Genomic DNA, 15,827 nt, shown 5'->3' with positions numbered 1-15,827 from the left:
TATTGCAAGGCAAAATATTGCTAATTTCATGTTACCAAAATCCGCTCGGAAATTGCCAACACTAACCCCGGATTTCTCACTAGCGATAAATCTGGAGTTATGTTAAGAGCTAGGGAATAGAGAGTATTTATGACTAATCGCCCAAAATATACAAAAAATAAAGTTTAGATTTGCAATCAGTACACAGCAGAGCGTATGCTAGATAAATGTCCAAATTATGATCTGTCATAAAGCTTGCCGCCCATAACCAAAAGCTGATAGCTTTTACTTTGATTTATTATAAAAACTGTAGAAACACCGTGACTGTAAGCCTGTCTCCTGCTACATCCTACCGCCAACCTTGGGCTGGGTTAATCGAAACCTACCGTCCTTACCTACCAGTGAGCGAAAGTACCCCAGTTGTGACATTACTGGAAGGTAATACACCCCTGATTCCCGCCCCATCCCTGGCGAGATACATTGGTAGAGGTGTGAAGGTACTTGTGAAATATGATGGTTTAAATCCCACAGGTAGCTTTAAAGACCGAGGGATGACCATGGCAATCACTAAGGCAAAAGAAGCCGGAGCCAAGGCAGTGATTTGTGCTAGTACAGGAAATACCTCAGCAGCCGCAGCCGCATACGCACGACGGGGTGGAATGAAAGCCTTTGTTTTGATACCAGATGGTTATGTTGCCCTCGGTAAATTAGCGCAAGCTCTGCTTTACGGGGCTGAAGTCTTGGCAATTCAAGGCAACTTTGATCGCGCTTTAGAAATAGTTCGGGAAATGTCAGAACAATATCCCGTGACATTGGTGAATTCTGTCAACCCTTACCGCATCGAAGGACAGAAAACCGCAGCTTTTGAAATAGTTGATACCCTGGGTGATGCTCCTGATTGGTTGTGTATCCCGGTTGGAAATGCCGGAAACATCACAGCTTATTGGATGGGGTTTTGTGAATACCACCAAATGGGAAAGTGCGATCGCTTACCCAAAATGATGGGCTTTCAGGCAGCAGGTGCAGCACCATTGGTATATGGGCAACCAGTAGCACACCCCGAAACCATCGCTACAGCAATCCGTATCGGCAACCCCGCAAGCTGGGATAAGGCAGTGGCAGCCAAATCTGCAAGTATGGGAGAATTTAATGCCGTTACTGACGAGGAAATTCTCAACGCCTACAGAATTTTAGCATCAGAAGAAGGTGTCTTCTGTGAACCTGCCAGCGCCGCATCCGTAGCTGGAATGTTGAAAGTCAAAGATCAAATTCCCACAGGTGCAACAGTTGTTTGTGTCCTTACCGGAAATGGACTCAAAGATCCAGATACGGCAATTAAACACAGTGGCAACCAATTTAAACAGGGTATTGCCCCAGATGTTCTAGATGTTGCAAAAGCGATGGGATTTTAGAGGGAGCAGGGAGCAGGGAGAATAAAAGAAATAGGTCTAGTTTAAAAATTGGATCATTTATTTTTTGAAAGACTCTAATCTCATGAAATTTGGAAAGCTTACGATCTTTGCTTCATGCCGTCTATAGCATCTCCGAGGGCTGTTGTCAAGTTCGTGCGAGTTTTCGCATGTTCTTCTTGCTCAGTCTTCAATGCTAGCAATAAGCGATCGCGTTCTTTTGTCGCCGCAATTAATTTGGTTTGTAATTCCTCCACAGATTGCAGTTGAATAACCTCAGCGTGAATCGCGCTGGAGGTATCAGCATCGGGGAGGGTTTTGTCATCAATACCCTTAATTTTTTGTAGCTGTCCGTTTAAAGACGCGATCGCTTGTTGAGCCAACTGGTTATCAGTACGGCGTTGTTCAGCCTCAGTATTATAGAGTTTACGCCATTTCTCGGCACTTTCCCAAGCTTCATTCCGCGCATTTTGGAGTTCAGCTAACTGCTGCTTTAATCCTTGGATTTCCCCTAACCATTCTTGTGTTAAATCTTTACCCATAACTGACATCCAGACAACCTCAACAGCTGAAGAATTAAGTTATATAGTGGCGAGTTGCGGATCATTAGTCAAGTTTATATAAAATTACAGTTGCGTACGAGTAATTTATTTAGCCTCTTCATCTTGAATTGTCTACGTATTTACCTCAAAAAAAGACTTAGAATATAGATATAGTCTAGAATTCGGATAAGTATTTATTATTCTTCTCTCATAAGAAAAAATACGGTAAATTTAAAAACCTGACACTTTAGAGCAAGATTAGATGAAATTTTGATTTTTGTCTTTCTTATACGCGTACAAGTTGACTATGATTGGTGAGTAAGGCGAAGAAAGAAAACTCAAGAAACTTAAGTAAATACACTGTTATCAACCTATGTCTGCTTTTATATTTAGTGCAGATGGCTCTGCTGCGGAAAAAATTACGAATCACCCTGATTCAATTAAATATCTGCAAAATTCCATCCACCCTTCCATATCAAGTAATACTAAACGGCTGCTTGATATTTTTGGTGCTGTAATCGGACTGTTAATTACTGCTTGCTTATTTATACCCATAGCTTGTATCACAGTTATTTCTGACCCCGGACCAATTTTTTATAGTCAGATTCGCTGTGGTTTGAATGGTAAAACCTTCCGAATTTGGAAGTTTCGTTCTATGGTTGTTAATGCTGACAGACTGAAACACTTAGTCAAAAATGAAGCCCAAGGTCATATTTTCAAATGTGTTGATGATCCACGCATAACCCCAATGGGTAAGTTTTTGCGACGCACTAGTCTTGATGAACTTCCCCAATTTTGGAATGTTCTCAAAGGAGATATGAGTCTAGTTGGTACTCGTCCACCAACTCTTGACGAAGTTGCCAAATACAAACCTCATCACTGGGAAAGGTTGCGTATTAAACCAGGAATGACTGGAGAATGGCAAGTAAATGGTCGTTCTAGCATTAAAGATTTTGAGACGATTGTCAAAATGGATATTAACTACCAACAAAAGTGGTCAAATGCTTATGACTTAATGCTAATCTTCAAAACTATATGGGTAGTTGTCGGGAAAAGTAATGCTTATTAAATTGGAAAAATAAAATAAGTGTATGCATCACCTAGATTTATTCAAAGGATGCCTGAACTGATAAAAATCAAAAACTACCAAAATATACATTGAAAGTGCAATGTAGCGGTTAATTATATGATTTGCTTCAGTTCGGTATTCTAATCTTGTTAGGTATATTAAAAACTTCTGGCTACAGTAAAAACGTAGACACCTTACCATACAGTCTTATTAGTTGATCTCAAGACTATTGCAAATAAAAAAATGCCCAATTGTCATTGCAGAAAACCTTTCCTAGCCCCACAAGGGCGGCTGCGCCTTTCTTGGATGCCCGCAGGGCATAGAGCCGTTTCTTGTATGCCCTTCGTGTAGCGTTCCGTGTAGCCCTTCGGGCATCCTACGGCAAGCGTACATGTAGGCGAAGCCGCCCTGAAAGGGCTAAGCGCTTAAGTAACTTAGACACGAAGTGCCTTCCCGCTTACAAAGTATGCAGCTAAGGGCTGAGGCTAGTGAAGCGTGGCAATCCCTAGATCTTGCGTTCGCAATGACGGATTCTGGATCATTTACTTGTTGGAACATTACAGAGAACGTAGTATTGATTTTTCTAAACTAATTTTAATTTTTATATCTGATATATATTTGACATCATTTTTGTAGAATCATCTCAAAAATCTCCTCATTATAAGACTAGACAAGACTCAGTATCGGTTCTAAACTCTCAGCAGCATAGGCAAATGCTCAAAATCCTCAAAGAAAAACTTGAGTAATTTAAGCATTTGTCAGCAAATCTTGCTAAAAATAGATTTCAGTAGCAACACCGAATTGCAGTCGTCACTATGTCTCAACCTACAATAGAATCAATTCTTCAGGAAAAGCGAATATTTCCACCTAGTCTGGAGTTTTCGCAGAATGCCAACATCAAGAGTTTAGAAGATTATCAGCAGATCTACGACTTTGCCAAAGCCAATCCAGAAAGATTTTGGGCAGAATTGGCAGAAAAAGAACTGCACTGGTTCCAAAAATGGGATACCGTCTTAGATTGGCAACCTCCCTTCGCTAAATGGTTTGTCAATGGCAAAATTAATATTTCCTACAACTGTCTTGACAGACATCTCACAACTGCCTGCAAAAACAAAGCGGCAATTATTTGGGAAGGTGAACCAGGAGATTCCCGCACCATCACCTACGCACAGCTACACCGAGAAGTTTGTCAATTTGCCAACGTCCTCAAAAGCCTCGGGGTGAAGAAAGGCGATCGCATTGGCATTTACATGCCGATGATACCAGAGGCAGCAGTGGCAATGTTGGCTTGTGCGCGGATTGGGGCACCCCATAGTGTTGTCTTTGGTGGCTTTAGTGCCGAGGCATTACGCGATCGCTTAAACGATGCCCAAGCTAAACTAGTAATTACAGCTGATGGTGGATGGCGTAAAGATGCTATTGTTCCCCTCAAGCCCCAAGTTGACAAAGCTTTGGCTGATGGTGCCTGTCCCAGCGTCGAAAACGTTTTGGTTGTGAAACGCACCGCCCAAGATGTCACAATGACAGCGGGAAGAGATCACTGGTGGCATGATTTACAAAAAACAGTTTCGGCTGATTGCCCTGCCGAACCCATGGACAGCGAGGATATGCTGTTCATCCTCTACACTTCCGGCAGCACAGGAAAACCGAAGGGTGTTGTCCATTCCACAGGTGGTTATAACCTATATACCCACATGACAACAAAATGGATTTTTGACCTCAAAGAAACAGATGTATATTGGTGTACTGCCGATGTTGGTTGGATCACGGGACATAGTTATATTGTTTATGGACCCCTTTCCAATGCTGCAACGACCGTAATGTATGAAGGTGCTCCCCGTGCGTCCAATCCTGGTTGTACCTGGGACATTATTGAAAAACATGGTGTCACCATCTTTTATACCGCACCTACCGCCATTCGTGCCTTCATCAAAATGGGAGATCAACACCCTAACACCCGTAATCTCTCATCCTTGCGATTGTTGGGAACCGTAGGTGAACCCATCAACCCAGAAGCCTGGATTTGGTACCACAAAGTTATTGGTGGAGAACGTTGCCCAATCGTCGATACTTGGTGGCAAACAGAAACTGGGGGAATTATGATTACCCCATTACCGGGGGCTATTCCCACAAAACCGGGCTCTGCTACACGTCCTTTCCCTGGTATCCTCGCAGATGTGGTAGATTTGGACGGTAATCCGGCAAATGATAATGATGGTGGCTACCTGGTAGTACGTTATCCTTGGCCCAGTATGATGCGGACAGTGTATGGTGATGATGAGCGCTTCCGTCGCACCTACTGGGAACATATTGCCCCAATTGATGGGCAGTATTTATACTTTGCTGGAGATGGAGCCAGACGTGACGAAGATGGCTATTATTGGGTTATGGGACGGGTTGATGATGTTCTAAATGTCTCTGGACATCGCTTAGGGACAATGGAAATAGAATCAGCTTTGGTTTCTCATCCAGCAGTAGCAGAGGCAGCAGTAGTAGGAAAACCTGATGATCTCAAAGGTGAAGAAGTAGTTGCTTTTGTCACCCTCGAAGGAACTCATACTGCTAGCGATGAACTCAGTAAAGAACTTAAATCCCATGTAGTTAAAGAAATCGGTGCGATCGCCCGTCCTGGAGAAATTCGCTTTACTGAAGCTTTGCCAAAAACCCGCTCTGGGAAAATTATGCGGCGATTGTTGCGAAATTTAGCTGCTGGAGAAGAGGTATCAGGAGATACTTCCACATTGGAAGATAGAGGAGTATTAGATAAATTGCGGGCAGGAAACTAAGAGTTAGCAATTTTTTAGGTATATCAGGTAGTCGCAACAAAATAAGTTGTCAAAAGAAGCAGGGGGGAAAACTCTCGCGGGAGAGAAGTCTAGGCTGTTGACTATGTGCTTTTTTGGAGCTAAAAGTTCACGCAATATCTGTAACATGACTTGTTCCTTGTCTCTGGCAAGGAATAGAGATTTCGAGGGTTCACCTTCAGTGAGGATAAGAGGTGGATCCTCAAAATCAGGGTTCCCAAGCACAGCCTAGGGAATAGTCGATGACACAAAAATTGTATGAAAGAAAAGCGTGAAAATCATATCAAAGTCAACAGCCTAGGCATAGCCACCCCAAATGTTTGCGTTTACCCCTACTCACTATTCACCACTCACTACTCACTCCCCACTACTTAGTTCCCCTATAACCACTAACCAGCGTGTTTGCTGTGGGGGTCAAATCTTTACTTACCTCACATCTTCACTTGCCAGTATGGCGAATTGTTTGAATGAGAATTTGCAATCCTCATCTACCTAAATGTAAATAGTTTCGGCAATTTGGGCAATATATATACATGTCAAATGTAGCTAATTACAATTAATCTGCTGAAGTAGTTTTTGTTGTAATTGTCTTTTTAAATCACTTTGATCGCTATTTGCATACAAGGCAAATACTGCAATAATTAATCAGATAATTTTGTAGAAACCGAGTAATTATACGTAGGCATAAGCTTATCCAATGGCACACTCAATCAAGAAATCTCCTGCTTCTGAAGCAGAAGTTTCAAAAAAAGAAACTCAGATGGCAAATTTGTTGGAAAAAAAACAAAATTTGCTGTCCTTACAATCCATTAAGCATTTAATTACAAATTTGAAGGTCCAGCAAAAAATTAATTTAGGATATGCAATTGGTTTAGGGTTTCTAATTTCTGGAAACTTGATAGGGTTAATTATTAGTGATAGGATTTATAATCACGCAAATGAGTCTAAATTGAAAATTCAACGGGAACGTAAACTGTTGATTGATTTGCAACAGTCAACTTTAAGTTTACAATTAGTTCCAGGTTTTCCTTTATCTTCAAAAAAAGTTGTAAATTCTCAGGATTTAAAAAACATAATTATTGATAAAATAGAACGAGCAAAGAGTTCTTTCAAAAAATTAAACCAGACTGCTGAAAATTCATCCATCAAAGGTTTAAAACCAGTATTGCTGAGTTATGGAGCAATATTTAAATCATTTATCGAGAACTTAGAAGCTATTTCTAGAAAAAATGACTTCACAAAATTTAGTATTCGAGCGGTTGAAGATCTATCAAAAAATCAAACTAGTCTAGATACACAAAAATTAATTAATCAGATAACTATATTTATTCAAATTGCCGAAGCTCAACAACTAAAAGCAGAAGCAGAATTGCAGCATACTTATGTCTTAAAAACAATAATTATTCTATTAAATTTGGTTTTGAGTGTCTTATGTATATACTTTATTAGCTTATATCTTAATCATGCGATCGCATCTCCGGTGGAAGCTTTATTAAGTAATTTTAAACGGATGAATCACCAACTTAATTTAGATTTAAAAATAAAACCCAATAACATCAATGAATTAATAGTTTATACTGATATATTAAACGAGATTAGCCAACAAATATCCGACTTAAAAAAGTCAGAAAAACAGCTAAAAACTGATGCTAAAATTGCTAACCAAACTCAAAATCAATTTCTTGCAAATATGACCCATGAGTTACGAACTCCACTAAATGGAATTCTGGGTTATGCACAGATTTTATCTCGCTCTAGAAATTTAACTGAAGAGCAAAAACATGGAATTCATACTATATATCAATGCGGCTTTAATTTGCTAAACATGATTAATGACATTTTAGATATTTCTAAAATTGACAATAATAAAATAGAGTTGAATTCCCAAGATTTTCATTTTCCTTCTTTAATTCAAGGATTGGTAGAATTTTTCCGTCTTCAAGCAGAAAAAAAAGGCATAGAATTTGTTTATAAAAAATCCGATAATTTGCCCATAGGTCTTATTGGTGATCAACAAAGGTTACGTCAAGTATTAGTTAATTTGCTAAATAATGCAATTAAATTTACAGATACTGGTCAAATAACATTACAAGTAGACACAAGTTATAATTTAGATAATGTTTTGATCCATTTTGCAGTTTCCGACACTGGTATTGGTATTATCAGTGAGCAGCAGGAAAAAATATTTTTACCGTTTGAAAAACTGGGAAATAGTCATAGTCAAACATCCGGTACAGGATTGGGATTAGCAATTAGCCAAACAATTGTGCGGATGATGGGTAGCGAAATTAAAGTACAGAGTCAGTTAGGGATGGGTAGTTTATTTGAATTTGCAGTGGAATGTCCAATTTCTGAAGATTGGACTGAAAGTATTAAGAATACTGCCAATGGTAAATTAATTGGTTATTCTGGAAATCCTCGAAAGATTTTAGTTATTGATGATAACTGGGAAAATCGTTCGTTTATTGTTAGTCTATTAGAACCACTTAATTTTATTGTTAGTGAAGCAATTAACGGGGAAGAAGGTCTGAAGAAATGTTTTGACATGAAACCAGACCTAATTATATGTGATCTGGAGATGCCAATCATGAGTGGTTGGGAATTCATGACAAAAATCCGATATATAGAAGAATTTAAAAATACCATCATTATTATTTCCTCAGCAAATAGATATAATTATGACCGAGATTATGAAAAAAATATCCTAGCAGGAGCGAATGATTTACTACTTAAACCAATACAAGTTGAGAAGCTATATTTGTTATTAGAAAAAAACCTAAAATTAGTTTGGAAATATGGAGATTATGACTTTGATCCATATCTGGAACAGAATACATATTCTAATGAATCTTCAGAAATATTATCTCAGGTTGAAATCATAATTCCACCAGTGTCAGATTTAACAACACTAATGAAATATGTGAAGAAAGGACAAATTAAAGGAATTAAACAAGAACTAGAAAAGATTGCAACCAAAGACATAAAATACGAGGCATTTGTAAAAACTTTGAACAAGTATGTAAAAGTGTTGAATATTCAAAAAATTCGTCAATTTTTACAAGAGAATATTCAAAAATAGTTGTGGGATAGATTCAGGATAATTACATCAAAAATATAATTATATATTATGTTAGAAAAGCACCTAAACAGCACTACCGAAATCACAGAATCAGTTCCGACAGAATCCTTCAGACTTTTTGATACTATTTTAGTAATTGATGATAGTTTAACTAATTTAGAAGTATTGTATGCTACCTTATCTAATCTTGGTTATGAAGTGCTAGTGGAAATGGATGGATTAAGTGCCATAGAACAGGTGAAAAATAATCCACCCGACTTGATATTATTAGATATCATGATGCCGAAAATAGATGGATTTGAAACTTGTCGGCGATTGCAAGCAGATCCAGAAACAAAAGATATTCCTATAATTTTTATGACTGCTTTAACTGATTCTGTGGAAAAAGTTAAAGGTTTAAAATTAGGTGCTGTTGACTATATTACTAAACCATTTCAACAAGAGGAAGTTTTAGCAAGAATTCAAGTACACATCAAACTCAGACGACTAAATCAAGAATTAGACGAACAAAAGCAGCAGTTAGAAGAAAGAGTTCAAGCCAGAACCGCAGAATTATCACAAACATTAGAGGAATTAAAAAGGACGCAGTTACAATTAGTTCATACGGAAAAAATATCATCATTGGGACAATTAGTAGCAGGTGTTGCCCATGAAGTGAATAATCCGATTGGTTTTATATCGACCAATTTATATCATGCCAACCAATATGCCAATGACTTGATTAATTTAGTTAAACTTTATCAAGAAAAGTTTCCGACTCCAGGAAATGAAATTGAGGAAGCAATCGAGACAATCGACTTGGGACACATCAGCGAAGATTTACCCCGTTTAATTTCCTCGATGAAGTTGGGAAGCGATCGCATTCGCGGTATCATGCAGTCATTGCGTAACTATTCCCGCACTGATGGAGTAGAAAAAAAAGCTATAGATATCCACGAAGGCATTGAAACTACATTAATGATTCTTCAGCATCGTCTCAATGCCCAAACTTACCGTTCGGGAATTCAAATCATGAAATCATATGGTAACTTACCTATGATTGAGTGTTATCCGGGACAGTTGAACCAAGTTTTTATGAATCTTTTGGCAAATGCAATAGATGCAATTGAAGAACAAATGGAAGGTAAAGAGTACGACAAAGGTAAATCCCGTAGCTCTGATGGAGAAGAGTTTACACCAATAATTTATATTTCTACCAGTCTTGATCGGGAATATGTCTCAATTCAAATTAAAGATAATGGACAAGGAATTCCCGAATCAACCAGAGAGAAAATTTTTCAACCTTTCTTCACCACAAAACCAGAAGGAAAAGGAACAGGTTTAGGACTTTCAATTTGTTACCAAATTGTTACAGAAAAACATGGTGGCATACTAGATTGCAATTCATCAGCAGAAACAGGAACAGAATTTATTATTAAAATTCCCCTATATCATCACTAAAACTCGACTCATTTCATTTCTTCCAAAACCTTCATCGCATCGGGAGGAATTTCCCGAATTAAACGGATGGGAAAATCATTTGTCGAAGCATATTGAGCATAGTCTGAAGTCAAAAAAATTGAATATTTTTCAGCTTCAGGTGTAAGCTGGGCTGCAAATGCTACAACAATTGCTTTAAGATATTTACGAATATCTGCTGCTTGAGTATCTACAACTTCTCCACCACTAAGTGGTGTGTTGATTTTACCACGTTGATCCATTGTGGCACTAGGATCTTTAACACTGAGATGGGTTGCACCAATAACCCCTGCCAATAATTTAGGCTGTTGCATCCTCGAAAAACTGATAATTTGTTCAGTTAAAGCTGGAGTTGTTTTATCTACGGATGCACTCCACATCAATGTGGGAATGGTAATCTTAGATAAACCTGTATTTCCGAATAATAATGATGTGGTGGGACTAAGGGCAATGATACTTTTGACTCGTTCATCCCGCAATTGATAAGTATTTTCGGGGAGTTCTTGGGCGATACATTGGATACCTTCACCTAAGCTAGCAGTAGCTAAATTCTCCTTACAGCGTTGTTTTAGATATTCTAGCTGATACTCAGCACCTCCACTAACTAGGGCTGTACTTCCACCAAAAGAGTAGCCTAAAACTAGAGCTTTATTAGTTGCCAGTTTCCCCTTGATGGGTGATGAAGGTGTTTGATTGAGAATTTCCAGTTGATTTAATACTGCACTAATATCTTTGGGACGTTCGAGAAATTCCGCTGGTTTCATCAACCGAGTTTTCCCAGCTAACGCCTCCTCCAAATTTACACCATTACTACCAGGGTGTTCAAATGCCGCCACCGCATACCCGTGGGAGGCTAAATGTTCTGCCAGGTAACGTAATTCTGTGCGTACCGAACCCAAACCATGGGTAAATAGAATTACCGGACGATTCGGTGTGACTGCATCAGACCAATATAAATCAATGGGAATCCGACGTTGACGTTTTGTGTCATCAAAGTTGATATTGATGACTTTAACTTGACTTGTTCCAGGTTGGGATGGATCGAAAGGTAAACTTAGATCGATTTTACGTGGTTGTAGCCGAGGTGCTAAAGCTTCCATAAACCTTTGGGTTTGCCAAAAAGCCACATTCAAGTTTTTCCCAACCTGGAATGCTTGGGTTAAGTCAATTTCTAACCGCTTTCCGGGATATGCAGCAATAAAGTTCAACACCGAAAGTCCTTGGGGTGCTGTAGCACCTAAAACCAAACCAGCCCGAATTGCTTGGACACCAGATGCATCTTTGCGAATTATAGCCTTTGACAAATCATTTAAAATTGTGGTGCCAACGGGGGTATTAAGTAACCGATTCATTGTTACAACACCCACAGGGATCTCTGTTCGCAACGCGCCGATAATTTGTGTACGTTGTTGTTCAGATAAGCGTTTTGTATAGATTCCATAGCCATCAGGAAATTTCCCTGTAGTTGCCATCGTTTGTAATTCTGCCAAGGAAATAGACTCAGCAAACTCTCCAAAACGAATTACTACAGTTTCCGCAGCCTGAACTGAAGTATTTAATCCACACAACAGAACCGCTGTCAAAGCACCCCAAAAACTCGCCATTACTTGAATAACCCTGAGGCTTTGTCCCATGAATATTGTCACCTTAATTTGGATTAGAACAGTAAAAACACTGATTCACAAAGCACCGGAATTATAGTCCAGCATTATGCTATTAGTCCAGAGCTACTACTGTCAAAGTGCTAGGGTATCAAAGCTCTACATCACCCCAAAGTTTACAAGTATCCGAAATCATTAAAGAGAAGGCTAATCACCTTCTCTTTTTGTTTTACTTTGTTTATATTGAGTAATAAAGGGGAAATGATTTAGCATCTTTGGGTTTAACGTAGACCTTTTGTTGCGGTTCAAGGTTTAGTTCGTCAAAGCGATCGCGTGATAAATGCGCGCTTACTACTTGCCCATCATCTAATGTCAATTCTACTTGAATTTCCCAACCTAAATGTATTAATCTACTCACCCTTGCCGATACGCCTGTATCACTAGGCTCGGTGTCAATAATTACATCTTGGGGGCGTAAAAACATTTCTGGATGAACTGAATCAAATCCATTACCTTGGAAAATCCCCGAAGAACTAGGTAACACGTTCACCGGACCAATAAAACTCATGACAAATGCGGATGCTGGATGATCGTAGATATGTGCAGGTGTACCCACCTGTTCCACTTTGCCTTTATTCATCACCACAATTTCGTCAGATACTTCCATGGCTTCTTCCTGGTCGTGGGTGACAAATACAGTAGTTACATGGACTTCATCATGTAATCTACGTAACCAGACACGTAAATCTTTACGTACCTTCGCATCCAGCGCTCCAAATGGCTCATCTAATAATAAAACATTGGGTTCCACCGCCAAAGCTCTGGCTAATGCTACCCGTTGCCGTTGTCCTCCCGACAGTTGAGACGGATAGCGATCGCCTAATCCCCGCAGCTGTACTAAATCCAACAATTCTTCTACCTTTGCTCGGATCTTAGCTTTCGGTGCCTTGCGAATCTCTAACCCAAAAGCAATATTTTCCCGCACACTTAAGTGCTTAAACAGAGCATAGTGCTGAAATACAAATCCAATATTTCGCTCCTGTACACTTTGGTCTGTGGCATCCTTACCAGTTAATAAGATTCTGCCACTATTGGGCATTTCTAAACCTGCAATTAACCGCAATAGAGTAGACTTTCCTGAACCTGATGGTCCTAAAAGTGCCACCAGCGAACCGCTATCAATCTCTAAGCTGACCTCATCGACAGCTTTAAATCCGCCAAATTGCTTCGATACACTTTCAACTACTATGCCCACTTGTCTCTCACCTCTGCGACTAATCTACTAGTCTGTTAATTTTATTTTGACAGATTAGTAGTCTCTTTTCGGGTTTTTAGCCACTAGGGAAGGGTAAATCATCAGATGGTGTCATTAAAAATACCTGAAAAATTATCTTTGCTGTTGTAGTTACCTGTATCCTTACTTAAAAGGATACGCCTTATGTGAGTGAGAGAGGGTTTTCAAAATCAAGGGGAGACATCAAGATAAAGGTAACCACACCAATTCTTAATATCTCCTATGAACATGATAGACGCTCCCAGTTTATTGACCATCATTTATGTATTAGTGGATGATTGGTACACTCAACATGGCAATCGCCTTGTTCCTTCGTTGCCCGGACCGCAACCAGTATTCAGTGATAGCGAACTGTTGACTTTAGTGCTAGCAATGGACTATTTTCCATACCCTGGTGAGCAGCAGTTTTTAGGGTTTATCCGGGCGAACTACCTCAACCTGTTTCCCAAATTGTTAGATCAGAGCCAGTTCAATCGACGGGTGCGGCGATTAGAAGGATTGTTGGAGGAATTGCGACGCTTCTGGGTAAGCGAGATGGGAGCGACCTTCGAGCGTACCCTACTGCTTGATACCAAACCGATACCCGTATTGGGCTATAAGCGTAGCAAACGCCAGAGTGATTTTACCCGAAGCGCTAGCTATGGTCACTGTGCTAGCCGTAAGATGAATTATTTTGGCTACAAGTTGGTGGTTATAAGCACCCTGGCGGGTGTGCCGTTGGTATATTCTCTTGTGCCTGCTCATACCGATGAACGAGAAGCGGCGGAAGTGGTTTTACAATTCGTTCGGGGGTGTAACATCCTGGCAGATAAGGGCTTTATTGGCACCCAGTGGCAAGCTGAGGTATCAAGAACTACCAACAATCGTATCTTTACCGCCAAAAGAGTTAATCAACACCAACAAACTCCTGCTGCCTTTGAGCGGCTCCTTAACCATTTTCGAGAACGGATTGAGGGAGTGTTCAATGAGGTACAAAATACAGGACGCAACCTCGAACGCTTGCTTAGAAAGAAAGTTGACGGACTTTGCACCCATGTTGCCGCTAAAATGGCAAGTCATACGCTGCGTATCCTATTGCGTCAGCAATTTGGCATTGATGTTCTCACCTTTGAGCAGACTCCTGTTCAATCCTATTCATAACTCACATAAGGCGTAAAGGATATAAATACTTACTAAATCAGCAGCATAATGGCTATAGATTTACGCAGATTTTTTGAAGCAACTGACCCTAGTAAAACTCTAGTTGTCAATCAGCCAGAAGATAGAAAATATTATATTGATTTTTCTTCGGTGCGGGGTGGGGATGTGATCACCAAGTTGAAGCAAAAAATTACCTATTTCAAGCCGAATGATCCTACTTGTCAACTATTTACCGGACATATTGGTTGTGGGAAATCGACGGAATTATTACGTTTGCTCGTAGAATTGGAGAAAGATGGTTTTCATGTGATTTATTTTGAATCCAGTGAAGACTTAGAAATGACCGATGTGGATATTGGTGATGTTTTACTTGCGATCGCACGTCGTGTTAGTCAAAGTTTGGAGAAAATAAATATTGCTGAACCTCGTAAGCTGAAAGAGTTACTTCAAGGTGCTTGGAATGTCTTAAACTCGGAGGTTACGGGGGTAAAGTTGAAGGTTCCCCATGTGGGTGATGTGGGATTTTCGGCAGAAAAGGAAAAATATTCCCTGTCTCTGGGGATTGGGGAAATTACCAGTAAGGCAAAAAGTGATTCAACATTGCGGGAAAGGTTGAACCAGTATTTAGCACCACAAAAAGTTAAATTGTTAGCTGCTATTAATCAAGAACTTTTGGAACCTGCCATTATCCAACTCAAACAGCAGGGAAAAAAGGGTTTGGTGGTAATTGTCGATAATCTCGATCGCATTGATAATCGAGTCAAACCTTGGGGAAGAACCCAACAGGAATATTTATTTGTCGATCAGGCTGAATCCCTCAACAAGTTAAGTTGTCATGTTGTCTATACAATGCCACTGTCGCTAAAGTTTTCCAACGATTATGGAATGTTGACACAGCGTTTTGATGACCCGAAGGTGTTACCGATGGTTCCGGTAAAATTGCCAGATGGGAGCATCCACGAACAAGGAATGGCTTTGATGCGGGATATGGTTATGGCAAGGGCATTTCCTGACTTGAATTCAGTGGATAGATTAAGTAAAATTTCGGAAATATTTGATAACGAAATGACCTTAGATCGTTTGTGTATCGCAAGTGGGGGTCATGTGCGGGATTTACTGAAGCTACTAAATACCTGCATTCAGGAGGAGATGACACTTCCCCTTACCCGTGGGACTTTGGAAACCGTGATTGTTGGTCGTCGCAATGAAATGGTGCTACCAATTTCCGATGAGGAGTGGGAATTATTACATCGGGTGAAGGAAAAGAAAAAAGTTAGCGATGATATGGGGTATCAAAAGTTGATTCGCAGTCGGTTCGTGTTTGAATATCGGGATAATGGGGAATTTTGGTTTGATGTTAACCCGATTTTGGCAGAAGCGCGGGAATTACAGTAGGGTGCAAAATGCGATCGCATTTTGCAAATTTGAAGAATATTTCTGGAAACAGGGAAT

At 39.7% G+C, this 15,827-nt stretch carries 10 protein-coding genes; 7 read left to right on the top strand and 3 right to left on the bottom strand.

Annotated elements, in window-relative coordinates:
• Positions 1–299 precede the first annotated feature (299 nt).
• Positions 300–1,391, top strand: a complete 1,092-nt coding sequence (gene thrC, locus CAL6303_RS16325; protein WP_015198917.1) for a threonine synthase — start codon at positions 300–302, stop codon at positions 1,389–1,391.
• Positions 1,392–1,489: 98 nt separating this feature from the next.
• Here thrC and CAL6303_RS16320 read toward each other — a convergent pair whose 3' ends face one another.
• Entirely contained in the window at positions 1,490–1,939 is a 450-nt protein-coding gene (locus tag CAL6303_RS16320) for a hypothetical protein (protein WP_015198916.1), read from the bottom strand.
• 364 nt (positions 1,940–2,303) lie between these two features.
• On the opposite strand from CAL6303_RS16320, the gene CAL6303_RS16315 reads away from it, so the two are divergent.
• The 4 genes from CAL6303_RS16315 to CAL6303_RS16300 all read left to right on the top strand — a co-directional run bounded on the left by CAL6303_RS16315 (position 2,304) and on the right by CAL6303_RS16300 (position 10,322).
• A complete protein-coding gene (locus tag CAL6303_RS16315) occupies positions 2,304–2,999 on the top strand; it encodes a sugar transferase (RefSeq protein WP_015198915.1) in 696 nt (231 codons plus the stop codon).
• 815 nt (positions 3,000–3,814) lie between these two features.
• Entirely contained in the window at positions 3,815–5,785 is a 1,971-nt protein-coding gene (gene acs, locus CAL6303_RS16310) for an acetate--CoA ligase (RefSeq protein WP_015198914.1), read from the top strand.
• A gap of 715 nt (positions 5,786–6,500) precedes the next feature.
• Positions 6,501–8,882 carry an ATP-binding protein gene (locus tag CAL6303_RS16305; protein WP_015198913.1) on the top strand — a complete coding sequence of 794 codons (2,382 nt, stop codon included), beginning with the start codon at positions 6,501–6,503 and terminating at the stop codon, positions 8,880–8,882.
• A gap of 48 nt (positions 8,883–8,930) precedes the next feature.
• A complete protein-coding gene (locus CAL6303_RS16300) occupies positions 8,931–10,322 on the top strand; it encodes a response regulator (protein ID WP_015198912.1) in 1,392 nt (463 codons plus the stop codon).
• An 8-nt stretch (positions 10,323–10,330) separates the two neighbouring features.
• On the opposite strand, the gene CAL6303_RS16295 is transcribed toward CAL6303_RS16300, so the two are convergent.
• Positions 10,331–11,974 carry an alpha/beta hydrolase gene (locus CAL6303_RS16295; RefSeq protein ID WP_015198911.1) on the bottom strand — a complete coding sequence of 548 codons (1,644 nt, stop codon included), beginning with the start codon at positions 11,972–11,974 and terminating at the stop codon, positions 10,331–10,333.
• Between the two features lie 205 nt (positions 11,975–12,179).
• On the bottom strand, positions 12,180–13,196 hold the full coding sequence (locus tag CAL6303_RS16290; RefSeq protein WP_015198910.1) for a sulfate/molybdate ABC transporter ATP-binding protein: 1,017 nt from the start codon (positions 13,194–13,196) through the stop codon (positions 12,180–12,182).
• 261 nt (positions 13,197–13,457) lie between these two features.
• On the opposite strand from CAL6303_RS16290, the gene CAL6303_RS16285 reads away from it, so the two are divergent.
• Positions 13,458–14,375 carry an IS982 family transposase gene (locus CAL6303_RS16285; RefSeq protein ID WP_015198909.1) on the top strand — a complete coding sequence of 306 codons (918 nt, stop codon included), beginning with the start codon at positions 13,458–13,460 and terminating at the stop codon, positions 14,373–14,375.
• 48 nt (positions 14,376–14,423) lie between these two features.
• Entirely contained in the window at positions 14,424–15,770 is a 1,347-nt protein-coding gene (locus CAL6303_RS16280) for an AAA family ATPase (RefSeq protein WP_015198908.1), read from the top strand.
• Positions 15,771–15,827 lie beyond the last annotated feature (57 nt).

Source organism: Calothrix sp. PCC 6303 (assembly GCF_000317435.1).
Classification (GTDB): Bacteria; Cyanobacteriota; Cyanobacteriia; order Cyanobacteriales; family Nostocaceae; genus PCC-6303.
The sequence above is the reverse complement of the archived record's forward strand: the minus strand, read 5'-3'. Positions and strand labels throughout refer to the sequence as shown.